The following is a 21,896-nucleotide window of genomic DNA, read 5'->3' as shown; positions in this document are numbered from 1 at the left end:
GGACTTAGTCGTCGATCTGGATGCTGGGCGCGGCCGGACGCTGGCGCACCGGCGCCTCGACCGGCTCGTCGAGCACCGTGTGATCGACCAGGCCTGCGGCGATTTCACGCAGCGCCATGACCGTGGGCTTGTCGTTCTCCCAGGCAAGCTGCGCATCGCGGGAGCCGCGGGCGAGCTGGCGGGCCCGCTGGGTAGAGATCATCACCAGCTTGAAGCGGTTTTCTACGTTTTCGAGACAATCTTCGACGGTTACGCGCGCCATGGGAGCTTTCCTTTAAAAAACGACGCCGGGCCGGCAGGGCGTGAAACGACCGCCGACTCGGCAAAAATGGGTCACTGGACCCGATAGATTACTCGACCGCCGGCGCCTGTGACAAGAGCGCCTTGAGCAGCGAGGCGTGGCGATGCTGCATGGCAGCACGTGTAAGCCGCTGGCTGGTGATCAGCGCCTGCAGCTCGCCAAGCGCGGTGGTGAAATCGTCGTTGATCACCAGGTAATCATACTCGTCGTAATGGGTCATCTCATTGACCGCATCACGCATGCGCCGCGCGATCACCGCGTGCTCGTCGGTACCGCGATTTGACAGGCGCCGCTCGAGCTCGGCCCGTGACGGCGGCAGGATGAAGATCGATACCGCATCACTCATCTGCTCGCGCACCTGCTGGGCGCCCTGCCAGTCGATTTCGAGAATCACGTCCTGACCGGCGGCGAGCAGCTCCTGCACGGCGTGGCGCGAGGTGCCATAATAGTTATCGAACACGCGGGCGTATTCGAAAAAATCGCCGCGTTGGATCATGGCTTCAAACGTCGCGACCGGGCAGAAATGGTAGTTCACTCCGTCCACTTCGCCTTCGCGCCGGCCGCGCGTGGTGTGCGATACCGATACCTGAAGACCGTCCAGGCTCTCGATCAGCTCGCGAACCAGGCTGGTTTTTCCCGCGCCCGACGGCGCCGACACGATAAACAGCGTACCCTGGGACATGAAACGCTCCCCTCAAAAACAGTCGTTGACCCTGGCGTCGCCACGCTTACCGCTCGCAGGTGGCGCTAAAGCCGGGCAGTATCGCATACCTGCCGCGCGGGCTGTAGTAAAAGCCTGGGCGCGCTCAATAAGCGTTAGTCACCCAAGGAGAGTGGCATGCGAGGAACGGTTTTCATTCTGGCGCTGATAGCCCTGGGCGTGGCGCTGCAAAAAGGCATCATCGAGATTCCCCGTCAATGGGCGCCCTGGGCCCCGCTGCATATCGACGACCCGATCACGCCGGTCACCAAACTCAAGCTCAAGCGCCTGGAAGGCGACCGTCAAGGGTGTCTGGCCGCGCTCGACACCGTACCCGCAAGCGAGCTCGACTACACGCCGGTGGCAGACTACTCGCCGACGGCGAGCTGCCCGCTTTCCAACATCGTGCGCATCAATTCTAGCAGCGTACGCTTCAACCGAAGCTTCGTCGCCTCTTGCCCCATGGCGTTGGCTTGGGTCATGTTCGAGCGCCACGAACTTCAGCCCGCCGCCGTCGAGCTTATGAGTAGCCGCGTCAGCCAGGTGGATCACGTGGGAAGTTTTGCCTGTCGCAACGTTTACGGAAGATCAACGGGAAGGCGAAGCGAGCACGCTACCGCGGAAGCGTTGGATGTCACGGGGTTTCGGTTCGAAAACGGCCAGCGCATTACGCTGATCAGCAACTGGGACGACGAGGGGGCGGTAGGAGCGTTCTTTAGAGCGGCGCGGGATGGCGCCTGCAAGAGCTTTGGGAACGTGCTGGGACCAAACTATAACGCCGCGCATGCCGACCACTTTCACATGGGCATGCGCGGCTACGGGCTGTGTCGTTAGAAGATTACTCGAGGTTGATGTCGTCTTCGTCGGTCAACGCGCCCGCCGCGGCACCTGCGCCGGCACCGAGGATCGCGCCGCCACCGATGCTGCCGCCGGTGGCCGCCGCGGTACCCGCGCCTACCGCGGCGCCCACACCCGCGCCGCTGGTGGCACGCTCACCGGTGGTGGAACCACAGCCAGCCAGGCCAATCGTCAGTGCCGCAATGGCGGAAAGCGTCACGATGCGCGAGGTTTTCAAAATCGGGGTATGCATGAGTCATCTCCTTATGGGGTGCACTTATACAACCTAGAAAGGTTTGCGCAACTTTGCCAGCCTTGTTTGCGCAAACGCCGATTTAACTCATGTTATTACTGAGCGAGGGTGCCGGATACGTGCGTTTTTCCAGCCACCGCCCAAAAACGAAGATCGCAAGCCCACATAGCGCAAGCCCGGTACCCACGAAGCCCGTGCTCGACGGCGTGAAGCCGGCGCTGATGGCAAGCCCGGCAAGCCAGGCGCCCAGGGCGTTGGCGCCGTTGAACGCCGCGTGATTGAGCGAGGCCGCCATGGTCTGCGCATCTTCGGCCACGTCCATCAGGCGCGTTTGCAGCGACGGCGCCAGCGCCATGCTGGTGCCCACCAGGCCGACGAACAGAAGTCCGGTCCAGACGCTGTTGGCGGCAAAGTAGTAGAGCCCCTGAATCACCGCACACCAGATCAAAATGCGCGGGATCGCGCGCATCAGGTTCTTGTCCGCCATGCGCCCGCCCACCAGGTTGCCGATGATCGAACCGATACCGAAGATCACCAGCACCAGCGGGCCGAGCGCCTCGCTCATGCCGGCCTGGCGGGTCAGCGTGGGCATCACGTAACTGAAGATGGAGAACATGCCGCCGCAGCCGATGCAGGCGATGGCCACGGTCACCAGCACGCGCTGCTTCAGGAGCGCCGAGAGCTCTTTCACGGGGCTTGCCGCCGAATCGACCGGCTGTACCGGCACGAACAGGCGGATCAACAGCGCCGTGATGACGGCAATGACGCCTACGCCGGTAAACGCGATCTGCCAGCCGAACTGATTGCCCGCCCAGGTGCCCAGCGGCGCGCCGAGCAAAATCGCTACGGTCAGCCCCATCATGACCCGCGACACCGCCCGCGCCCGCTGATCCACCGGCACCGCCCCCGCCGCGACCAGCGCGGCCACGCCAAAGTAGGCGCCGTGAGGCAGCCCTGCCAGAAAACGCAAGCCCACGAAGGACCAGAACTCCGGCGCCATGGCACTGGCGATGTTACCAACGGCAAACACGAGCATCAGCAGAATCAATAACAGACGCCGCGGCATGCGCGCCGCCAGCGCCGAGATGATCGGTGCCCCCACGACCACGCCCAGGGCGTAGCTGCTAATGGCGTAGCCCACCTGGGGCACGGTGACCGCGAGATCCCCCGCCACCCGGTTCATCAACCCCATGATGACGAACTCGCTGGTACCGATCCCGAAACCGCCCAGCGCTAACGCAAACTCGGCCAGCCGCGGATTACGCGCCCAACCGGTGGAAGACTCCTGCACACTTGACTCCTCGGGCCTCTGCCCGCTTATCGATTCACAATGGCGCGAATGATCGCAGTATTAGACGAAAGTAGAAACACGTGCGGCCAAAAAGACGGGCGCCAACGCCCTCGTTGACGTTTAGGACGGATACACTCAAGAACGATACCGCCCATTCAGCGAGTTTTTATGACACCCGAGACCATTCCCCAGGCCATGGCCGCCCTTGCCAAGGTTGATGCCGATATCGCCCGCGCCCTACCCCAGGTCGGCGCCCCCGCCGCCCGGGCGCGCGAGCGCGGCTTTGCCACCTTCTTCTCGACCATCGTCAGCCAGCAGCTCTCCGTCGAGGCGGCGCGCTCGATCATGAGCCGCGTCAATACGCTGCTGCCGGAACTGCACGCCAAAGCCGTGCTGGACGTGGAGGGGCAGGCGCTGCGCGATGCTGGCCTCTCCTGGCGCAAGGTCGAGTACGCCAGGGGGCTGGCCGAGGCGGAGCTCGCCGGCACCTTCAGCGCCGACGGGCTCGAGCAGCTGAGCGATGAAGAGGTCATCAGCGCCATCACCGCCCTCAGAGGGTTTGGGCGCTGGAGCGCCGAGATTTATCTGATGTTCTCGCTCGGGCGAACGGATGTGTTCCCGGCGGACGATTTGGCCCTGCGCGTGGCGCTAGGGCGGCTGAAAAGAATGGACGACAAGCCCACGCCCAAACAGGCGCGCCAAATGGTCGAACACTGGGCGCCCTGGCGCAGCGTAGGCTCGCTTTTTCTTTGGCACTACTACCGCGGCGAGCCGCTTTAACCACGCATTCTCAGGCGTTCAAGCCCCCGAACTTACCCGCCTGGTAATCCTCGACCGCCTGAATGATCTCCTCGCGGGTGGTCATGACGAAGGGGCCGTGAGAGTAGACCGGCTCGTCGATCACATCGCCGTGGCCGAAGATCAGCCGCGCATCGCTCGATGCCTCGAGTTCGACATGGCCGCCCTCACGATCAAGCTCGATCAGGTGTTGGGCCTTTACCGGCTCGCCGCCCACGCTCACATCGCCATCCACCACGTAGAGAAACACCTGCCGCGTTGGGGCGACGGGCAGCGTCTCGCGGCTGCCGGCGGCAAGCGTGAGCGTGGACATGAACACGCCAGTCAACGTATCGATGGGGCCCTGAAGGCTCTCCCACTGTCCGGCGATCAGGTTCAGCTCGACGCCGCCGGCAAGGGGAATTCGGGGAATATCGCCCTGCTGCAGGCCGACGTAGTGCGGCGCGCTCATCTTGAGCTTCGAGGGCAGGTTGATCCAGAGCTGCAGAATCTCCAGCGGCCCGCCGTCGCGCTTGAACTCTGGCGGCGACACTTCCGCGTGGACGATACCGCTGCCGGCGGTCATCCACTGCACGCCGCCTTCATGAATCACGCTCTGGTGATCGGTGCTGTCGGCGTGGGCCAGCGAGCCTTCAAGAATGAACGTCACCGTCTCGAAGCCGCGGTGCGGGTGCGGGCCAAACGGCAGACCCTGGTTGTTCGCTGGATACGTCTGCGGGCCGTGGTGATTTAAAAACAGAAACGGGTCGAGCTGATCGAGCCCGGGCCCCGGTAGCGGCCGCCGGGTGGTGAGATCACCGATATCGTCGCGGTGAGCCGCGTGCTGGCGGATGACGCGGCGCGGGGTTTCAACGTTCGACGCGGACATGTATCGCTCCTTTATCCAGAATGCGCCCAGTGTAAAACCCGGCGCCATGGTTGAGGAGCGAATAATCTGCTTGGGTTGGTTGAAGTAAATCGAGTGGACGCTCCGGGCCGTCGCAGCCCGGCTTCACTGGCTAGAACTCGGTGACGACCGTCACCCCGGCGCCTTCGAACGTATCCATAGTCACCAGCACATCGATCGACGCCTCCAGGCTGATGCGCCGGCCGATCAGCCGTTCGGGCGCCAGCTTGCCGGACTCGATCATCGCCAGCATGTCGCCGTAGCGGTGGGCCTGCATGCCGTGGCTGCCAAGGATTTCCAGCTCGTTGGCGATGATCTGACTCATGGGCACCGCTGGCGTGCTGTGATCGGCAAGCATTAGCCCCACCTGAACGTGGCGGCCGCGCTTTCTCAGATTGCTGATCGAGTTGAAGCAGGTACTTGGGTGGCCCAGCGCATCCAGCGAGACGTGAGCGCCGCCTTGGGTGATCTCGCGCACCGCTTCGACCACGTTGGCCACTTCGGCCGCGTTGACGGTCGCCACCGCGCCCAGCTGGCGAGCCAGCTTCAGTGCTTTCTCCGAGATATCCACCGCGACCACGTTGGCGCCCAGGGCATTGGCGATCATCACCGCCGAGAGCCCGACACCGCCGCAGCCGTGCACCGCCACCCACTGGCCCGCCGCGGCGCGCCCCTGGTCCACCACCGCGCGAAACGAGGTCACGAAACGACACCCCAGGCTCGCCGCCGTGGCGAAATCGAGACGTTTCGGCAGCGCCACCAGGTTTACGTCGGCGAAGTGTATGCTCACGTACTCGGCAAAGGAGCCCCAGTGGGTAAAGCCCGGCTGGAACTGATGATCGCACACCTGATGGTTACCCGAATGGCACTCCGGGCAGGCACCGCAGCCGCCCACGAACGGTACCGTTACCCGATCGCCGACGCGCCAGCGGGTCACGTCCTTGCCCACCGCTTCCACGATGCCCGCAAGCTCATGACCCGGCACGTGAGGCAGCACGACATCCGGGTCGTGCCCCATCCAGGCGTGCCAGTCGCTGCGGCATACGCCGTTGGCCATCACCTTCACCACCACGCCGTGGGGTTCGGGCGTCGGGTCAGGTACCTGCTGGATGGCCGGCGGAGCGGAAAAGTTTTCGAAAACAACGGCTTTCATGGAGTACTCCAACGCAGTCATGGGGCGTTTTACTATAACCAGCCGCGCTTGAAATTACTTTTCTGTTGGCTGGACGACAAGACTAATAATGAAGCACTCTTTCATTTGGTTCGGCTAATTTGAAAGAGATAACCACCATGAGCCAAATAGACAAAGTGGATGCCAAAATTATTGGCCACCTGCAGGCCGACGGCCGCCTCTCCAATGCCAAACTGGCCGAGCGGCTTTCCATCAGCGAAGCGACCTGCTGGCGGCGCCATAAACGCCTGGAGGAGAGCGGCGTCATCGAGGGCTATCAAGCTAACTTGAACCGCCGCGCCATCGGCGGCAGCGTACTCGCGTTCGTACAGATCACCTGCACCCAGCACGATGAGGCCGCCACCGCCGAGTTCGAGCGTTTGATACAACAAAGCTCGCGGGTGCTGGCCTGTCACAACACCACCGGCGAAGCGGACTTCCTGCTGCAGGTCGTCGCCCGCGACCTGGACGATTACAGCCACTTCGTCGAGCGGGTACTGCGCCAACTGCCTGGCGTTTCGAGCATCCGCTCGAATCTGTCGCTGCGGGAAGTGAAGGTAACGAACCAATTGCCGGTGGAAGAATTGGTGGGTGATTAGTCAGCGGATGGCAAGGCTTTCTTCACGCGCATTTAAACTTCCCATCGGCGCTTAAAGACTGCCTGGAAATCCTCTTCTACCTCGTCAAAAAGAAGAGTCAGGAGAAGCGGCTCACGCACCCCATGGTCGAATAACGCGGAATAAGAGAAGACGAACTCGAGCTTGGGTTTTCTATCATTCAGAAAGCGAAAAACCTAGATGAAGCTCACCAAGGTTTAGACGCCAACCGGGCACTCCCAGTCCATTTGTGGCTCATTTTGAGCCCTCTGTATCTTGAATCAATTTTCGTTATTCGTTCTATCAATCATTGAAGCGTGACGCCCCCAAAACCGCTTCAACTCCTCCCCTTCCAGCGCTTCGCTGAACAAAAACCCCTGATACTCATGGGTGTGAAGTTGGCGTATCAGCGATAGCTGCTGCTCGTTTTCTACCCCTTCGGCCACGACCTGTAGATCCAGGCTTTGCGCCAGCGCAATGACGGCCTTGACGATGGCGGCGTCCTGTACGTCGGTAACGGCGTGGGACATGAACGAGCGGTCGATCTTCAAGCGGTCGATGGGGAAACGGCGCAGAAGCGCCAGGTTCGAGTAGCCGGTGCCGAAATCGTCGATTGAAAGCGTCACGCCTAGCCCGCGCAGCTCGACCAGCGTAGTGAGCGCCACCTCCGGGTTGAGCACCAGCGCGCTTTCGGTAAGCTCGAGTTCCAGATGAGAGGGTTCCAAACCGGTCTCTTCGAGCACCTCCTTGACCACATCGATGAAGTGGCGATTATTGAGCTGGATCGCCGATATGTTGACCGAAACGAACAGCGGCTGCGCCATCTCTTCCTGCCAGTCAAAGGCATAGGTGCAGGCGGTGCGTAGCACCCACTCGCCAATCGGCAGAATCAGACCCGTGTCCTCGGCCACCGGGATGATCTCGCTGGGCTCCACCGTGCCCAGTTCCTCGTCTTCCCAGCGAAGCAGCGCCTCCACCCCGGTAATGCGGCCGTTATCGACATCCACCCTGGGCTGGTAGGCCAGGCGCAAACCGCCGTTTTCGATCGCCAGACGCAGGCGCCGCTCGAGGACGGCGCGGCGTTTTTCGTGGGTGGTCATGTCCAGCTCGAAGAACTGGAAGTTGTTGCGTCCCATGCGCTTGGCGGCGTACATGGCGGCGTCGGCGTGAATCATCAGCGAGTGCTTGTCGCTGCCGTCCTCGGGATGAAGGCTGATCCCGATACTGGTCGAGACCTTGACCAGACTTGCGCCAATTTGAAACGGGTTCGCCAACGTGCTCACCAGCCGTTTGGCCAATTCGGCGGCGTCTTCGCGCGTGGAGTGTTCACCCAGCAGTACGATGAACTCATCGCCGCCAACCCTGGCGACCGTATCGGCCTCACGAATCATGGTTCTTAACCGAATCGCGGCCTGACGGATGAGCTGGTCGCCGACGTGGTGGCCCAGCGTATCGTTGACCTGCTTGAAGCGGTCCAGGTCGACGAAGAACAGTGCGAAAGGCGCCTGCTGGCCCAGCTGCTCTTCCAAACGCTCCTCGAGCAGCAGCCGGTTAGGCAGCTGGGTAAGCGCGTCGCGGTAGATCATCTGCTTGAGTTCGGCGTTGGCCTCCTGAAGCGAGGCGGCCAGCTGCGCGTTGCGCGACGACATGTGGGCGTCGAACAGCGAGATCATCAGCGCCGCCAGCATGATGCAGGTGGAGACCAGCGCTACGCTAATGGCCAGTTGGCCGGTAGAGATGCCGACATTGGCAGAGGGCACGAACCCTTGTGGATAGACCGCCGCCGCCATGCCGGTATAGTGCATGCCGGAAATCCCTACGGCCATGACCAGCGCCGCAATCAGGCGCTGCCAAAGCGGCGCGCGGCGCGTACCGGTCGGGTTGAGCCGAAAGGCGAGCCAGAGCGCCACGCCAGAGGCGGAGACCGCAATCGCTACCGAGGTCAGAAAAAGCGCTGGCGCGTAGCGCATGGTGCCTTCGATATGCATCGCCGCCATGCCGACGTAGTGCATCAAACACACGCCGCCGCCCATGATCAGCGCACCGATGGACAGTCGCGACAGCGATAGCCGGCCGGACTGCACGATAAACAGCGCCAGCGCCGAGGACGCGATCGCTGCCGCCAGCGAGAGTAACGTCAGGAAAATGCCGTAGTCGACGCGGGCGCCCATCTCCATGGCCAGCATGCCAACGAAATGCATCGCCCAGATACCGGTGCCCATGGCAAAGGCGCCGCCGGCCAGCCATAAATGGCGCACGACCCCGCGGCTTGCCCGAACGCGGCCGGCGAGATCCAGCGCGGTAAACGACGCGATGGACGCCACGCCAAACGACAAAAGGACCAACGCAAGATTGTAGGATGCATGATGATCGTGCATGGCGCGTTTTTACCAGAGCCGCGTGAAAGAATTAACTGATTTTAAATCAAGTTAATCCACTTGCTCTGGGTTATCAAACCGCTATCCATACGCTATTTCATGCTTTCGACCTAGGCCGTCTCATACCGATCGGTCTACTCGATATTTTGAATCTGAATATTGATCCTCAAAGTAAATATCAATAAAAACAAATTTTTAATTAAAAAAAGAGAAACCAATAGCCATACTACCCAATTCACTCCCCACATTGCATGGGCATAAGCTAGCAAGCAACCGGCTAGTAGCTAAATCATGAGCGCCAAAAAATTTAGGTTGCTCGCTCTGTTCCTTGGCAACCGTAGCGCCAATGCTGGATGATGGCAGTTTCACCTAGATACTGACGCGTCCGAATTGCCAAAATAAAGAATTATGCGGGAAAACGCGCTGTCCTCTGCTTTGTATCCTCTATTCTAGAGAGCTAAGCTAATTAATTCACTATATGCGCACTGGCACTCGAAATACCGGTGGGGTTAGGACTAGACATGGCCAAAGCAAACCCAGAAATTCTCAAGTGGGCTCGAGAAACTGCTGGCCTAAGCCTCGAGGAGGCGGCTAGCAAACTAGCCCTCGGCGGAAAGAAATTGACCGGCTCAGAAATGTTGGCAGCGTATGAAGCGGGTGACCGTTCACCCACTCAGCCTCAATTGATGAAAATGGTTAAGCATTACCATAGGCCTTTCATAACTTTTTTCCTGCCTACTCCGCCTCGTAGCGCCTCGTTGGGCGAAGACTTCCGTCGTCTTCCTGAGGCGAAGCGAGATGAGCATCAAGGTAGCGTAAGCGCTCTTGTTCGTGACATTTACCTTCGCCAATCACTAGTTAAAGATGCGCTTATTGACACCGAGGAGGACATGGTTGTCGATTTTGTAGGTAAAGGACAAGTCACTTCAGACGTAGCCAGTGCCTGCTTGGCAGTAAGCGACTATTTTGGCATTGATATTGCCGCATATCGCAGAAGAAGAGATGCCCACGAGGCGTTCAACTATCTCCGAGAGAAAATCGAGACCAAAGGGATATATGTGTTGCTCATTGGGGACTTGGGCAGTCATCATTCTTCAATCAATACCGAGGCCTTTCGCGGCTTCGCTCTCTCTGATCCTATCGCGCCCTTCGTAGTAATCAACCAGAACGACTCCAAATCAGCCTGGTGCTTCACCCTGCTTCATGAAGTGGCACATCTGTGGCTGGGGAAAACTGGTATCAGCGCCCAAACGCACGAACACAAAATTGAGCGTTACTGCAACGATGTCGCTAGCCACATCCTAATCTCAGCAGATGAGGTGCGCGAGGTCTATGAAGCTGCCATACGGTCGGAAGAGACTTTTGTCCTAGCGCTGCAGCGGGAGGCCAGAGACCTCAATGTTAGCGCTTCACTGGTTGCTTACCGGCTGTTCCGTAGCAATCTGCTCAACCAAGCTCAATGGGAGCGGGCTAGCACTGAGCTTCGTGAATTGTGGCTGAACAGCAAGGCTAAATCGAAGGAAGGCGAGTCTGGCTCAAGTGGAAATTTCTATAATACGCAGCGCCATCGCGCAGGGGGCGCTCTTATCAGCCTTGTTCGTCGTTCGCTGCAGGATGGCGTTCTAACTGAGACCAAGGCAGGTCGGGTTCTGGGAGTTAACCCAGGTAATGTCGCTGAAATGGTAGGATTTTAATGCCAGACGAACAAAAAGAGCTGTTTCTTCTCGACGCTAATATCATCATTCACGCCCACGATTATTACTACCATATGGAAAGAGTGCCAGAATTTTGGCGCTGGCTTGAGTTTCATGCTGGTAACGGTTCTATCTGCATGCCGCTTGAGATAATTGATGAGATCAAAGGCGGTATAAAAGCACAGCATGCCAACTGGGCCAAAAGCCGAGATATACGTGAAATACTTGTTTTAAAAGAAGAATTTGATGTAGAGCTATTGAACAGAGTTCTAGACGGTGGTTATGGATCAGACCTCGATGAGATCGAGCTTGAAAAGGTTGGTAAAGATCCATTTTTAATCGCCCATGCCCTTCGCGATCCAGCCAACAGGGTGGTGGTATCCAATGAGATTCCTAAACCCTCAGCACGTCGCAAGAATCGTAAAGTTCCTGATGTATGCGCTGATATGGGAGTCCGGTGCTGTAACGTCTATGAGCTATTGCGCACATTGGACTTCCGCACTAATTGGCGTGACAGTATTTAGTGTCGGCTACAGCTTGAGTAACCATTGCTACGGCATGGTCGCCAGTCAATTTTCTCGGCAAAACAGTACAAGCACATTTTCTCGCCGCATCCGCAAACTCCCGCGGCTTTTGATAGCCTAGGTTAGAAAGGTGCTTGCACCTGTCGCACTCTATCTGAATACAGGCCACATGCCGCTGGCGGCTAATTATGCCGTTCAAGAAATGTAGAATAAGCTAGTAACCCTTCCTTCTCCTCGTGCCATTGCTGGAAATATCTAGAACGTCCGCGGGCCGACTGAACCCTAGACCCCAATACGGTTGGGGCGCCTTAGGAAAAACTAGGCGCTGGGAGCTGAAGCAGCATAGACAGGAGCTGTCGGATACCAACCAAGGATCAGTTATAGCGCATATGGGAGTTGCAAGGTACAGAGGTTATTATGTGGCCATGAGCCGAGCCCAAGTAACACGCTGCTAAGGAACACACGAGTACACATGCCCATACTGCGATGGTTGACCCGAGACGAAGACGTACGCGCCGCTGAAAAGGTGCCTTATCGCTTGATGGAAGAAGTGCCCGAGCTTAGCTACGGTGACCAGAATTCAGGAAACATGCTTATCCAGGGCGATTCAGAAATCAGGTCAGAAAAGCCAGCTAGAGGTTCGTGGTGTACTTTGGATCCTGGATGAACTGGAAGCCCATGCGCTTCTTGCTCCATGCCAGCTGGCCGATGCTTTAGAAACGATGCTGGAAGCGGGTGCCTGGCTACCGGAAAACGAGTGTTATCAACGACTAGGCCGATGGCGGTAAATATGGCGTTCAATATGAAGCATTAGAACACCTGACTCTCCCCAAAAGAGCCACCCCCCCTTATCTTTGGCCACAAATTTAGGCAAAAAATTTTGATATGAACGAGAGTGCCTTTAACAAAAAAGGCAAGGCAACACTTTATCCTAACTATGCCAAGGACGCCGAGACCTAACAGACATCTCATAGTGGCAGTCCAATTGCACTATCGTTGCTAACGTGGTTGCTTCTCCCAACGAGGATATCTAATGTACATGGATCCACAGAACCTCAAGCTCAACGACCTGTTGCATAGCAGGCTGTTCCGTATTCCTCCCTACCAGCGCCCCTACAGCTGGCAGACTGAGCATCGGCGCGACCTCTTCAACGATCTGCGTACCCTGTACCAGAAGCGCCAGGAGTTCCACTTTATGGCAACGGTGGTGGGAGTTGATAATGGGCCTTATCTGCTGGGTTCTGATGAATATCAGCAAATCGACATTGTAGATGGACAGCAGCGCCTTACTACGCTGGTTTTACTACTGCGGGCGATTTCACGACAACTCTCTGAACCTACACTGGAAAAGTTGCTCGTCAAAGGTGACGCCCACACCTTGGTACTGCTGCAGACCAACCACGACTACAACGATCATTTCATTAACTACGTGCGCTACGGAAAGCGGCCTGAGGTAGAGACCGCTGATACCCTCGCTGAGCGAAACATAATCGAGGCAATTGCCGAGGTGGAATCCTTTGTGGCCAGCTGGTCGGCCACGACAGGCGCAACGCTGCTAGAGCTCCTGGCGCTCATCAAAAACAAGCTGCGCTTCGTCTACTACCAGCTCCATGACGAGAAACTGGTCTATACGGTGTTCGAAGTGCTCAACACCCGCGGGCTAGAAGTGGCTTGGCTAGACCGCTGCAAGGCGGTACTGATGGGTATTGCTTTTGAGCACGCGGCCAATCAGCAGGAAATGGTTCAGGAACTCCACGATATTTGGCAACGTATCTACGAGTGTATCGGCCTGCGTCAGGGGCTGAGCTCAGAATCTCTACGTTTTGCTGCTACCCTGATCACGCATGACCATACCAGTCGCACTCTCTCCAACAGCGATGCATTGGATACATTCCGTAAGCGAGCGGCAAACCGTCCAATAGAGACATTGGAGCTCTCGCGGTTCTTGCAGAAAGTGGCTAGGGCGCTAGATAGCTTACTACACGACCAGCAGAAGGCCGCAGTCACTAAAATCGCTCACGCTCGCCTCCTGGCGGTGGCAATAACCCTTCGCTTCGAAGGTACCCATCGCGAGCGTCTCTTGACTCAGTGGGAACACGTCAGCTTCAGAATCTATGGCATGTGCGGTCGTGACTCACGAACCCGTGTGGGCGACTACGTACGCCTGGCCTGTCAGGTGTATGCTTCTGAAGGCAATGCGGCAGCTTACAAGGATGCCATGCAGGCATTAATTGATTTGGGCAGCGGTGAATTTAGTGCCGATAGAGCCGTTACCGAATTGCGACAAGCCAACTGCTACGAAGGATGGGAAGAGGAATTGCGCTATTTCTTCTACGCCCGTGAGCGGTGGTTAGAAGCTGAACATGGTTATAAGCCGAGCGCCGTTGCTTGGGACAAGATCTGGAGCGACAGCGCTGTGCGCTCCATAGAACATATCCTGCCTCAGAATCCGGAGCAGAACTCTGCATGGCAGGACCTTTACGACCAAGCCACTCCTGCACAGCAGGGCATTCAACATTGGCTCGGTAACTTGGTAGTAATACCACCGGCAGTGAATAGCCGTGTGGGACGCAAACCTTATGACGAAAAACAGACGGAATATGCTCAGACTGGCCTAGCTATCACCCGCGAGTTGGCAGACAAATACAGCAAGTGGACGCTGGATCAAATAGAAGAGCGTGAGCAAAAGCTGATCGAATGGGCCGAACTTTACTGGGGGGATCTGGTGCCCTGAAAGCCCATAGCTAGCCTCACAATCTAAAAAATAAGATTTCGCTGGTATGCTGGTGCCGCCTCTAAGGGCAGCACCGGCGATTTGACATGATCAGGCCCTTATACCTACAGGTCTCCACGTTCCGCCAATGACACAGTCTGGTCGCCACCGACTACGATGTGGTCGATGACCCGGATTTCGACTAGCCCAAGCATTTCCTTGAGCTGCTCAGTAATACGCAGGTCTGAGTCACTGGGCTCTGGGTCACCACTGGGGTGGTTATGCACCAGAATGACGGCAGCGGCGTTATAGGCCAGCGCCGACTTCAGCACTTCACGCGGGTAAACGCTGGCAGCGTCGATGGTACCCCGAAACATTTCCTCGAAGCGTATGACGCGGTGCTATGTGTCGAGAAACAGCACGCTGAACACCTCGTGCTCGTAGTCCTGAAGCAGCAGCCGCAAGTGCTCAAACGCTTGTGACGGCTGGGTGATCTTGCAGCCTCTGGCAAGCTTTCGTCGTGCAAAGCCTTTGGCGAGGTTGATGATGTCGGCTTCGGTCACCGGTTCTACAACATGGTAAGTGCCTGCCACTTCACCGGCCTTGAGTTTGCTGTGGGTCATGGTTGTCTCCAAAAAAGAAAACGCCGGGGTGATGGCTCCGGCGTCTATATCGCTATGTGATAGATGGTTCGTCGATGATGAGATTGGCTCATGCCACCATCACTTGGCTGATACGCCGCTCCATCTCTTCATGGAAAGTCTCGACGCGCTCGGCAATGGTGCGAATCATGATGTCGTCGCGGTAGGCCCGCTTGATAAACAGCGGCATGCCCGGCCAATAGCTTACAAAGTCGATCCATTCTCGCTCGCTGACCCATAAGCCGCCCTGGCACTGCGCAACGTGCTCTGCCGGAATCTCCCCGCTTAACAGCACCTCGATCTGGAACTTGGGCAGTTTGGTCTTGATTTCCAGCAGCCCGTTAGCTCCCACCAGGCTGTCGGGCGAATAGCCCACGTCATGGTTGAGGATGATGCCCACTTCCTGCGGGCTCGGCTCGCCGGATGCATTGACGTAGAGCGAACGGGCCACCCCTTCCAGTTTATGACCACGCCGGGTATGGGCATTGCCCTGAAACGGCTCGGCCAATTCACCGGTCATCCGTTCGCCCATCAACTGGTGCATGTAGGTAATGGCCTCGGCACCGAATCCACCAGGGCCCTTGCCGTTGACCAGCAAGGTCTTGAGCTCCGACATGGTGACGCGCCCCAAACGCGCCGCCAGCCACTCGGGAGAGCCTTGCGCCATGTTGAGGATCTGCATGGTCGCCTCCTTGGTTTAGATAGGGGGATAATGCCTATTACTTATTGGCCCGTTTGGTGAGGGACGCCCGTAGCTTGTCGAAGTCGCTATAGGGCACCTGCACGGCAGACCCGTACTTGCCGCTAAACCACTCCTGGGTGGTCGCCGGGCACTGGCTGATCAGCCGCTGGATCTGTCCCGCCTGAAACGCCGTCACTGTCTTGATGCCCGCTTTAGTACTAGCATTGCCGTTATCGTCCTGGCCGCGGGTGGTGATATTGAGCAGGGCGCACAGCACATATCGCTTGCCGTAGCTGGTGGAGGAGCCAAACGCCTGAACCGCGTTCTTGTTACCGCTGATATCGGCGGGTAGCAGCATGCTGGTTTCTTCACGGTGACCGTCCTTGTGCATCAGGACGCCGGTGATCTGAATGCCACGTTCCTGCGTCTGAATACGAAAGCTCACCGCAAAGCCATGCTTCTGCATGATCGGGCGTACGGTATCGACGATATCCTCCAGGGTGGCGTAGAAGCCGTTGTTGGTTTGCCCGCGCTCCTCGATGCTGGGCAGTTCGGTCTGCATCGCTGCCATGGCCGCGCTATAGGCCATCATGGCCTGGCGATCCATCACCCGCTCCTGCATCTGCAGCAAACGCTCCATCTTGTCGATGTCGACGTCCGGGTTCAGCGCAGCCCGCTCAATGACCTGGATAATGGCCGTGCTTTCAGAGAGATTAGCGGTGGATTCTGCGGGGACGGCTTGTAAGAAAGAGGTGTCAGACTCTTGATTTACCACATCAGCGTTAGTTGCCATGGAAAAACTCCTTCAATAAGGTTTAAAGATCGGAGGGAAGCTCACTAGGATGAACAGGACATAAGCGCAGCTCGGTGCGATACAGCTGGCCCTTGGCCATGACGTAGGTCTGGGCAAAGGTTTGATCCTGGGTGAGCAGTCGTTCCGTCAGTTGGGTTAATGCGATATCTAAATCAGGGCTAAGAGAGGCCATGGTGTGCTCCACGTACAAGTAAAAAGCCCAGCCTGTTAGGGCTGGGCTTTTTGGGCTATCCAATGAGGGGTAAGACAAAAACTAAGAAAATCAGCAGTAAAATGATCAGAAACAGCATGTCAGCTCACCAAGGCAAGGGCCGTTTGTAGCGCCTCTTGCTTCAACTGCGCCCCTTGACCGAACCACGCGGAATCCAGTCGGGTATCGTTGCTACGCGCCCGTTTTTCGTGATCGACATACTCGGTGACCGCATTGAGCAGGCCCCAGGCGGTGTCCTTGGCGGTGACCAGATGCGAGCCCCGACCTTCGCCGCTATAAAGCTTCTGCACTTTATTCAGTGCCCGGCAGTTCGGCAGCTTGGAAGGATCATCCAGAGGCTTTTCGGCCCCGCAAATCACCGACTGCAGGTACTGCTGCGCTTCGCGGTGGTCGATCTTGCGTTCCGACAGGGCCTTCATGCGGTACATGAAGTCATTCCACTGGAATACGGAAATGCCCAGCTGTCGCTTGACGGCCCGCGGGTCAAACTCCGACCGGTGGGGAACCTTCACCGCCTGCGATGTACCATCAACGGCGATCTGCAATGTGTTGTTGCACACCACCCGTACCGTGGTAGGTGTCGCCATAGTCGCCAGGGTGCCATCACACGAGGTAGCCAGCAGCAGGTAGTCGTTCACCTCATCCTGGCCTTGCAGCGATGTGCTCAAGCCACTGCGCGCCAGGGCCCAGAACTTGCGACCACCCTTGAGCACCCCCGCTGTTTCCAGCTCATACCCCGCGTACTCGGTCAGGTCACGGTAAAACTCCAGGATCTCTTCCGGCTGCACCACCTTGTAGCGCTGCGATACCACGGAGAGCGGTGCCTTGTTGTCCGAACGGTAGAGCACCTTTTGCTCAGGGAAAGAATGAATGCTGCCCAGGTGACTTGCGCCTTCGGCAATAAAGCGCACCGGGGCCTCTTCAATGTGCCAGTTCATACCGGCCTGTTGTTGCCAGACCTCCAGCGGTTGATGACGGGTCAGTTGCTGCCCCAGGCCATGCCAAGGGGTAGCGCCTACGTAAGCCATTTGTTCAACGAGATGTGCCATGGGTCATTCTCCAGACATAAAAAAGCGCTGACACAGCTGCCAGCGCATGGGTGGGTGGTGAATAAGGTGTATCGCCGTAAAGCGATGTATCAGCGTGCGGGTGCCAGGGGAGGAAAGGGTTGGCGAAAGATATGCCCGCACGATAGGCAGAGCCACGGGGTGCCTTCACCGGGCGGCAGCCATTGCGAGAAGAACAGGGCAGCTACCCGCGCCCCCGACTGGCCTCCGGCAATGGCGCCCATCATCGCGATGGGCAGTTTGGCGAGCGGAAAGCGCGAGGTGGCTATCGACAAAGGCCTCGTGACGGCGGCTGATCGCCAGGCACCGATCGCCCCGCCAATCAGGCAACTCCCAGTGGCACCGACCCGTTGAGCGGTATCAAGGTTGAGCATGCGCGTTTCAGCACATTTAAAGCAGGGTGGTGGCATAAGCGGCACTCCTATGGTCAGGGAAGCGATCCCTGTGGTGGGTTCATGGGAGTGATATAGGTTTCAAAATGATTGACGAACCGAGCGATACTCCTAAGTTAGTTTAAATATTCATGCTACATTCTTCATTACTGATTCAAGAGCAATTTTTATCTTGCATTCTAGGAATAGAAAATCTCTCACGTTATTGTAAGTACACTATCAGGCCCCTAAAGATAAGATCTTTCCAAGAGGCAAGCTGACGAAAATAAAACCCACTAAGTCAGCAGACAATGGGACTCAAAACTGTACGATATTTGAACTCCGAGCATCTACCATTAAGAGTCAATATATGGTACTGAGACATCAGCAAGCTTTATGAATTCTATTGCTCCGGCTCTGCCCGAGTTTCATCGCCCGGAGTCTCAAGAATCAGGCCGTAGTCGCCGCGGAGCTCCTTGTCTACAAGGTGGAACCGGTCCAGCTTGAGCGAGGACCAGTGTTCCTTATCGATATGTTCTAACAAGATGATCTGAAACCCACCGCGTTCGTCCATATCGATGACAAACTGGTTTAATTCCGACAAAACCTTGTCCAAGCTGCGGATATCATCGTTAGGTTTTCCCTCACTTGAGAAGTAAGGAGTGCTTACTTGATCGAATACTAAGAAAGAGGGAACCCATGGGACCTGCCTTGTCTTGGCGATCTCATGTATTCCAAGAAAATAGGACACGTGGAGATAAAGATAGTTTGAGGCACTGCCCACATCTGGCATTTTTTCTAATGTTGTCAGATCGGGAGAATGTAAGTGGATCAGTTTTTCTTTCTCGTAATAGTAAGCAGAGAAATTATCGTAACCTTTCAGCGGTAGTTTCGTGAGCCGCTTGTTGATCAAGTGATTCAATTTCTGCTTGGCTAGAGTACTTTTTTCCTCGTTCTGATCAACGATCCACTGTAGGTCGGCAATGGCAGCGTCGAAGTCATCTTGTGGTCCATGAATAACACGGTCTTCGGTTTGACGATAGACCTCAAGCTTTGCTTCCAGACGACCCAAGTAGCGATAATAATCTCTAGGGTTATATCGAATCGGTTTTATGTTTTCAATCGCGGACAACTCATCTTTAAGTGCTCGGATTTTATTGTCGTTCTGTGCATGTATAACTCTTACTTCTTCGAGGAATGGAAAGCTCTTACGGCTACGCAATGAAGATTTGATCTCTGAAAGCTCACGCTGTAATTTGGCGATGATTTCATTGGCGAGTTGGGAAGGGAATATATCATTGGGTTGCGAATTGAACACGCTGACAGGCTTGAGCGACTCCTCGGTTTTTTTTAACGCACTTGTGTATGCAGGCTTATCGTCGATGAATGCCTGCAACTGACGGTTTTTCGCAGTCAAGCTGAAAATCTCACGCTCGATCCGCTCAATTTCAGGTTTGTAAGCGCTTGGGGTCTCAGGTGTTTGAATCAGTTCATGGAGTACTGCGTAACTATCTTCATACGATCTAGGAATGCGCCCGATCATACCGAGCGAATATGCCTCACTGGATAGAGCCTCGACCTCTTCAGAAAATGCATTTGCGGTCTTTGCATAAGAATCATTTTTTCTCGCCTGAATAGTTTTCTTTCTCTCCAATTCTGCTAGGCGATTTCGTGAAAGTGCTGTGTCCACATTTTCCGCTCCAATGGCCATTCGGAACGTTCGTTCTATAGCTTCTTGATATCGCCCGTCGGCCGGTCGAATATATAAATGGTCCGGTGCGACGATAGTGTTTTGGTCTTGGTAGCTGTAAGCGAGGAAATTCCGGAACGAAACCTTCGATCCAGCTTTGATGTATCGTCCTCCGTAAGGTACTCGCAAGTCGGTATCGATACCAAAAGCGTCGCTCAGAACTGTCTTTAGATTGTCAATCCGAACATTTAGTACGGGCAGCGACGGGATGACACCATTTTCGCTGAAATACGCTTGGTCCGTCGCTCCATTGCTCTCAGAGGGCCTTGCTATGACAAGCTCTTTTCCATCGACGGAAATCTTGATGCCGTACCAGTCTACTTTTGAGTCGATGTTTGTTTTCGATATACCAGTGGTTTCAGTCGCTAGTAAACAATAATCAATGATGAATAGTATCGATGACTTTCCTTTACCTGAATCTCCAGTTATTACATTAACTTTATTATGCAAAAAATCAAGCTTACGTTTAATCCCGTTCTTCTGCCAAAGGACAATATTTGAAATTTGAATATTGCTCACAACTCAATCCTAAATGTTTGATAGAGATCAGCAGTGGCCTCGCTAAGGATTAGGCCAAGCTTGGGTCCAGCTGCCAAAATATCTAATGCGATTTTTCCAATTTCGGGGTTATTCTGAAGAAATATCTGCTTATTGAGCACTAAGTAATCGCCTTTTAGTGTCGCCATACCCAGCTCCTGTGCGAGAAGTATTGTATTCAAAGAAGTAATGGTTAGATCCTCGTATCTTGCACGTACCGTAATAAAAGCAGGTGGGTTGGAAATCAGGAGATCCTTGCTGCTCAACACGACACTGTTTTTTCTTTTCAGTACTGACCGGACTGCCCTATCAAAAAGTAAGGGCAAAACCAGCATCGCTTTGGCTAGTGACAAGCGACACTCTGTTGAGTTTTCCAGCGCACTTTGGATAGCGACCGCGCCGATCAATTCGTTTTGAGACAAGCGATTCATTTTTAAAATTTTCTATTCCAGTTTTTACGCCACCCGATGCTAGGGAGGTTGGAGAGCTTGATGTATTTTCCGCAACTTAAATTGCTCGGAAGTTCTATATCACCAATTTTCAAGGGATTACGCATCGTTTGGTCGTAGCAGCTCTGCGATGCCTGCTGATGCGCCGCTTCATCATCCTCTTTTGTACTTCTATGCGATTGATTATGTATGAGCTTCCAGTTAGAAACAGCTTTATTTTCCAATCTTAAGTTCTCGCTCTCACTGAACGAGCCATCCTCTTGGAGAGACTCCATAAACTTCTCCGCTAGCATCATTTCAACTCCTTTATCAATGATTTCTTCATCACCGATGCCGATGTCTTTTAGTTGATCATGAAACTTGCTATTACTGAAAGATAGCTTATCCGGCCGTTGATATTTGTAGTAGATATCCACAAAACTATCGAAATCGGCGGGTTCCGACCGAGCAGATCTGATAATTCTGTCAAAGCCCATTTCATTTCGGAAATCGTCGAAATTTATGACGACTTTTTCACCTTCAATAATTCTTGAGAATTTCGATTCCTTGAACGCGCCAATCACGTGTTTTCTGGTTTCATCTAAGCAAGATTCGGGGACTGCAAGGTGTCGCAAAGAGGAAGATAACCTATTAATGACATAGGATTTATCAGAGTGAAATTCAAATCTTTCGAAAATAAACCTGAGTTCTGCATCGCTTGCCTGCGCAACCGATTTCACATATTTTGCAAGCGGATTGGGCGAACCTCCAGCTCCCTTTGTTGATTCCACTTTAGATATTTCTTTTTCCGTCTTTCTTATATATTTGAGGATGGCCGGGATGTTCTTGTGCGATTTTTTTAGCAAGCTAACAAATTCTTGTTTATTGAGGCTCTTGTTCGTGTACAGTTGAAATCTAAGTGCCCGGTGAGGCGGCAGATCCGGTACGAGCTTGAGCCAATTGTGGATAGTCTTCCAAAGATCAATATCTCGGTCCGTAATGTTACCAGGGTCGACAGAGTGCTTGACTTGGATAAGTAGAAGATCTTCGAGACATGCGCCACCTGCAGAAGTTTCTACATGAATATCGTCGTGAAGCTCAAGGCCCAATGTTTGTCCAGGTTTAAGCTCGATAAGCTTTTCAATATAAACAAAATCTTGAAATTCAAAACCAAGCGATGTCTTGTCCGCTGCTATTTTGTCTGAATGATTCATGCCATTCTCGCTCGACTGCTGAAACCTTGGTTTAAGCCG

Annotated in this window: 20 protein-coding genes and 1 pseudogene; 6 read left to right on the top strand and 15 right to left on the bottom strand. The window is 55.3% G+C overall.

Features of this window, described 5'->3' with window-relative positions:
• Window positions 1–4: 4 nt before the first annotated feature.
• Together rpoZ and gmk are read right to left on the bottom strand one after the other, a co-directional pair.
• On the bottom strand, window positions 5–262 hold the full coding sequence (rpoZ, locus tag RN347_RS00220; protein ID WP_252107983.1) for a DNA-directed RNA polymerase subunit omega: 258 nt from the start codon (window positions 260–262) through the stop codon (window positions 5–7).
• Window positions 263–350: 88 nt separating this feature from the next.
• Window positions 351–983, bottom strand: coding sequence for a guanylate kinase (gene gmk / locus RN347_RS00215; RefSeq protein ID WP_263585629.1), 633 nt, complete (start codon window positions 981–983; stop codon window positions 351–353).
• Between the two features lie 156 nt (window positions 984–1,139).
• Between gmk and RN347_RS00210 the strand changes: the two genes are divergently transcribed.
• Window positions 1,140–1,835 (top strand): extensin family protein, encoded by a 696-nt coding sequence (locus RN347_RS00210; protein WP_311959179.1) that lies wholly within the window; start codon window positions 1,140–1,142, stop codon window positions 1,833–1,835.
• Window positions 1,836–1,839: 4 nt separating this feature from the next.
• Here the strand turns inward: RN347_RS00210 and RN347_RS00205 are convergent, their stop codons facing one another.
• Both RN347_RS00205 and RN347_RS00200 read right to left on the bottom strand, forming a co-directional pair.
• Window positions 1,840–2,091: a hypothetical protein gene (locus tag RN347_RS00205; protein ID WP_263585631.1), complete on the bottom strand. Its 252-nt coding sequence runs from the start codon at window positions 2,089–2,091 to the stop codon at window positions 1,840–1,842.
• An 82-nt stretch (window positions 2,092–2,173) separates the two neighbouring features.
• A complete protein-coding gene (locus RN347_RS00200; protein WP_263585632.1) occupies window positions 2,174–3,382 on the bottom strand; it encodes an MFS transporter in 1,209 nt (402 codons plus the stop codon).
• 168 nt (window positions 3,383–3,550) lie between these two features.
• Between RN347_RS00200 and RN347_RS00195 the strand changes: the two genes are divergently transcribed.
• On the top strand, window positions 3,551–4,162 hold the full coding sequence (locus RN347_RS00195) for a DNA-3-methyladenine glycosylase 2 family protein (RefSeq protein ID WP_311959175.1): 612 nt from the start codon (window positions 3,551–3,553) through the stop codon (window positions 4,160–4,162).
• 10 nt (window positions 4,163–4,172) lie between these two features.
• Here RN347_RS00195 and RN347_RS00190 read toward each other — a convergent pair whose 3' ends face one another.
• Together RN347_RS00190 and RN347_RS00185 are read right to left on the bottom strand one after the other, a co-directional pair.
• The gene (locus tag RN347_RS00190; RefSeq protein ID WP_311959172.1) at window positions 4,173–5,048 is read right to left on the bottom strand and encodes a pirin family protein; all 876 of its coding nucleotides are present in this window, start codon (window positions 5,046–5,048) and stop codon (window positions 4,173–4,175) included.
• Between the two features lie 130 nt (window positions 5,049–5,178).
• Window positions 5,179–6,219, bottom strand: coding sequence for a zinc-dependent alcohol dehydrogenase family protein (locus tag RN347_RS00185; RefSeq protein ID WP_311959170.1), 1,041 nt, complete (start codon window positions 6,217–6,219; stop codon window positions 5,179–5,181).
• A gap of 137 nt (window positions 6,220–6,356) precedes the next feature.
• Between RN347_RS00185 and RN347_RS00180 the strand changes: the two genes are divergently transcribed.
• On the top strand, window positions 6,357–6,836 hold the full coding sequence (locus tag RN347_RS00180; protein WP_311959168.1) for an Lrp/AsnC family transcriptional regulator: 480 nt from the start codon (window positions 6,357–6,359) through the stop codon (window positions 6,834–6,836).
• 278 nt (window positions 6,837–7,114) lie between these two features.
• Here the strand turns inward: RN347_RS00180 and RN347_RS00175 are convergent, their stop codons facing one another.
• On the bottom strand, window positions 7,115–9,211 hold the full coding sequence (locus tag RN347_RS00175; RefSeq protein ID WP_311959166.1) for an EAL domain-containing protein: 2,097 nt from the start codon (window positions 9,209–9,211) through the stop codon (window positions 7,115–7,117).
• A gap of 521 nt (window positions 9,212–9,732) precedes the next feature.
• Here RN347_RS00175 and RN347_RS00170 point away from each other — a divergent pair.
• The 3 genes from RN347_RS00170 (at window position 9,733) to RN347_RS00160 (ending at window position 14,163) form a co-directional block, all read left to right on the top strand.
• Window positions 9,733–10,905 (top strand): XRE family transcriptional regulator, encoded by a 1,173-nt coding sequence (locus RN347_RS00170; RefSeq protein ID WP_311959164.1) that lies wholly within the window; start codon window positions 9,733–9,735, stop codon window positions 10,903–10,905.
• On the top strand, window positions 10,905–11,429 hold the full coding sequence (locus RN347_RS00165; RefSeq protein WP_311959162.1) for a DUF4411 family protein: 525 nt from the start codon (window positions 10,905–10,907) through the stop codon (window positions 11,427–11,429). The genes RN347_RS00170 and RN347_RS00165 overlap by 1 nt, the downstream gene beginning before the upstream one ends.
• A gap of 1,033 nt (window positions 11,430–12,462) precedes the next feature.
• On the top strand, window positions 12,463–14,163 hold the full coding sequence (locus tag RN347_RS00160; protein ID WP_311959160.1) for a DUF262 domain-containing HNH endonuclease family protein: 1,701 nt from the start codon (window positions 12,463–12,465) through the stop codon (window positions 14,161–14,163).
• Between the two features lie 104 nt (window positions 14,164–14,267).
• On the opposite strand, the pseudogene radC reads toward RN347_RS00160, so the two are convergent.
• From radC to RN347_RS00120, 8 genes and pseudogenes are all read right to left on the bottom strand, one after another.
• Window positions 14,268–14,765, bottom strand: a pseudogene (gene radC, locus RN347_RS00155) (RadC family protein).
• A gap of 88 nt (window positions 14,766–14,853) precedes the next feature.
• Window positions 14,854–15,465, bottom strand: coding sequence for a YqaJ viral recombinase family protein (locus tag RN347_RS00150; RefSeq protein WP_311959158.1), 612 nt, complete (start codon window positions 15,463–15,465; stop codon window positions 14,854–14,856).
• A 37-nt stretch (window positions 15,466–15,502) separates the two neighbouring features.
• Window positions 15,503–16,258 carry an ERF family protein gene (locus RN347_RS00145; protein ID WP_311959156.1) on the bottom strand — a complete coding sequence of 252 codons (756 nt, stop codon included), beginning with the start codon at window positions 16,256–16,258 and terminating at the stop codon, window positions 15,503–15,505.
• A 22-nt stretch (window positions 16,259–16,280) separates the two neighbouring features.
• Window positions 16,281–16,451: a hypothetical protein gene (locus RN347_RS00140; RefSeq protein WP_311959154.1), complete on the bottom strand. Its 171-nt coding sequence runs from the start codon at window positions 16,449–16,451 to the stop codon at window positions 16,281–16,283.
• Between the two features lie 119 nt (window positions 16,452–16,570).
• Window positions 16,571–17,539: a DUF932 domain-containing protein gene (locus tag RN347_RS00135; protein ID WP_311959152.1), complete on the bottom strand. Its 969-nt coding sequence runs from the start codon at window positions 17,537–17,539 to the stop codon at window positions 16,571–16,573.
• Window positions 17,540–18,331: 792 nt separating this feature from the next.
• Window positions 18,332–20,197, bottom strand: coding sequence for a DUF3732 domain-containing protein (locus RN347_RS00130; RefSeq protein ID WP_311959150.1), 1,866 nt, complete (start codon window positions 20,195–20,197; stop codon window positions 18,332–18,334).
• Window positions 20,194–20,646, bottom strand: coding sequence for a three component ABC system middle component (locus RN347_RS00125; protein WP_311959146.1), 453 nt, complete (start codon window positions 20,644–20,646; stop codon window positions 20,194–20,196). The genes RN347_RS00130 and RN347_RS00125 overlap by 4 nt, the downstream gene beginning before the upstream one ends.
• Before the next feature lie 2 nt (window positions 20,647–20,648).
• Entirely contained in the window at window positions 20,649–21,857 is a 1,209-nt protein-coding gene (locus tag RN347_RS00120; RefSeq protein ID WP_311959144.1) for a hypothetical protein, read from the bottom strand.
• Window positions 21,858–21,896: the final 39 nt, after the last annotated feature.

This window comes from Halomonas sp. PAMB 3264, assembly GCF_031954245.1.
Lineage (GTDB): Bacteria > Pseudomonadota > Gammaproteobacteria > Pseudomonadales > Halomonadaceae > Vreelandella.
Note: the sequence above shows the minus strand (reverse complement) of the source record. Positions and strands in the feature narration are given on the sequence as shown.

Bases quoted from the DNA above. Each gene is read 5' to 3' on its own strand.
- rpoZ (WP_252107983.1), bottom strand. From the start codon at position 262: ATGGCGCGCGTAACCGTCGAAGATTGTCTCGAAAACGTAGAAAACCGC.
- gmk (WP_263585629.1), bottom strand. From the start codon at position 983: ATGTCCCAGGGTACGCTGTTTATCGTGTCGGCGCCGTCGGGCGCGGGA.
- RN347_RS00210 (WP_311959179.1), top strand. From the start codon at position 1,140: ATGCGAGGAACGGTTTTCATTCTGGCGCTGATAGCCCTGGGCGTGGCG.
- RN347_RS00205 (WP_263585631.1), bottom strand. From the start codon at position 2,091: ATGCATACCCCGATTTTGAAAACCTCGCGCATCGTGACGCTTTCCGCC.
- RN347_RS00195 (WP_311959175.1), top strand. From the start codon at position 3,551: ATGACACCCGAGACCATTCCCCAGGCCATGGCCGCCCTTGCCAAGGTT.
- RN347_RS00190 (WP_311959172.1), bottom strand. From the start codon at position 5,048: ATGTCCGCGTCGAACGTTGAAACCCCGCGCCGCGTCATCCGCCAGCAC.
- RN347_RS00185 (WP_311959170.1), bottom strand. From the start codon at position 6,219: ATGAAAGCCGTTGTTTTCGAAAACTTTTCCGCTCCGCCGGCCATCCAG.
- RN347_RS00180 (WP_311959168.1), top strand. From the start codon at position 6,357: ATGAGCCAAATAGACAAAGTGGATGCCAAAATTATTGGCCACCTGCAG.
- RN347_RS00175 (WP_311959166.1), bottom strand. From the start codon at position 9,211: ATGCACGATCATCATGCATCCTACAATCTTGCGTTGGTCCTTTTGTCG.
- RN347_RS00170 (WP_311959164.1), top strand. From the start codon at position 9,733: ATGGCCAAAGCAAACCCAGAAATTCTCAAGTGGGCTCGAGAAACTGCT.
- RN347_RS00165 (WP_311959162.1), top strand. From the start codon at position 10,905: ATGCCAGACGAACAAAAAGAGCTGTTTCTTCTCGACGCTAATATCATC.
- RN347_RS00160 (WP_311959160.1), top strand. From the start codon at position 12,463: ATGTACATGGATCCACAGAACCTCAAGCTCAACGACCTGTTGCATAGC.
- RN347_RS00150 (WP_311959158.1), bottom strand. From the start codon at position 15,465: ATGCAGATCCTCAACATGGCGCAAGGCTCTCCCGAGTGGCTGGCGGCG.
- RN347_RS00145 (WP_311959156.1), bottom strand. From the start codon at position 16,258: ATGGCAACTAACGCTGATGTGGTAAATCAAGAGTCTGACACCTCTTTC.
- RN347_RS00140 (WP_311959154.1), bottom strand. From the start codon at position 16,451: ATGGCCTCTCTTAGCCCTGATTTAGATATCGCATTAACCCAACTGACG.
- RN347_RS00135 (WP_311959152.1), bottom strand. From the start codon at position 17,539: ATGGCACATCTCGTTGAACAAATGGCTTACGTAGGCGCTACCCCTTGG.
- RN347_RS00125 (WP_311959146.1), bottom strand. From the start codon at position 20,646: ATGAATCGCTTGTCTCAAAACGAATTGATCGGCGCGGTCGCTATCCAA.
- RN347_RS00120 (WP_311959144.1), bottom strand. From the start codon at position 21,857: ATGAATCATTCAGACAAAATAGCAGCGGACAAGACATCGCTTGGTTTT.